At 36.0% G+C, this 1,173-nt stretch carries 1 rRNA gene; it reads left to right on the top strand.

The features are described 5' to 3' along the window. Positions 1 to 12 precede the first annotated feature (12 nt). Positions 13 to 129 (top strand): 5S ribosomal RNA (gene rrf / locus ACIFOD_RS22030). The last annotated feature ends 1,044 nt before the right edge of the window (positions 130 to 1,173 follow it).

Below are 1,173 nucleotides of genomic sequence, written 5' to 3'. Positions count from 1 at the left end.
ATTGAATATTCGTCTGGTGATAATGGCGAAGAGGTCACACCCGTTCCCATGCCGAACACGGAAGTTAAGCTCTTCAGCGCCGATGGTAGTTGGGGGATCTCCCCCTGTGAGAGTAGGACGTCGCCAGGCAAATGTGAGAAAGAGTAGCTCCTAGGGGCTACTCTTTTTTGTGTTTATTTGTTAATGGATTCTTGGTTCGAAGAACAAATTGGTTCTAGGATAGAGAGGGCGGCTTTTTTGCGTTTTTATATGTTGAACAAATGTTATTGAAGGTTGATCGTACAATTAAAATTAGCAATGAAGGACAGATTGCGATTAAAATACGCAATTCTAAAACAAAATGACGCAATAACGGATGTAAACGACGCAATAAAAATAAAAAAGACGCAATTTCGATCTATTTTGACGCAATTATTTTAATGGCCCCCTATAATGCTCTGACAATTGGAGCCACAATCTATATTGTGGGTCTGATTATTACGGATCGCACATTGAACAGGGCTAAATCGTTCTATTTCTAATGATAAAAACACGCACCGATCCTACTATTAAACGATCAATCTATTAGAAAGTTAAAATAAATATCAAAATACAAACTAAAATTAGCTTTCGCCTAAGAGTAACAAAACCCCACTCGCAATTGATTTGGACCACCTTCAGATCTGGAACTCTCCTTACCTCTCAATATATTTTGTCATCCTGCAGGAAATCAGCGTCATATTTCCATTCAGAATAGCTCATCCGAATTCGGAGATACTCAGGTAACCTGAAATCATAGTCAAGCAGATATGTTTACGATTCTTTTCTTTGTGTATATATATAGTATAGTATTCTAAGCTGATCTCAAAGATATCTATCAAATTGTAAAAATAGATATTGCTATTAAGTAGATTTTTGTGATATTATTGTTCTTCCGCCTTTTATAGGGGATTTCAACTATTTCTATTAGGCTCGTTTAAGTGTTTCACAACTTAGTAGATATAAAAGTAAAAAACATTTAAAAAGAAGTTGACTTCTGCGAAGTTAACTGGTAAAGTATTATTTGTTGCCACAAACGGCTAACAAAACACGATGAACTTGATCATAACAATTTCAAAAAAGTTATTGACATCAAGTGATCGATCGTGTAATATAGTAAGGGTCGCTTCGAGAGAAGCGCTTACACATTGAACC

It is taken from the genome of Rossellomorea sp. NRS-1567, from assembly GCF_050467885.1.
Classification (GTDB): Bacteria; Bacillota; Bacilli; order Bacillales; family Bacillaceae_B; genus Rossellomorea; species Rossellomorea aquimaris_C.
The sequence above is the reverse complement of the archived record's forward strand: the minus strand, read 5'-3'. Positions and strand labels throughout refer to the sequence as shown.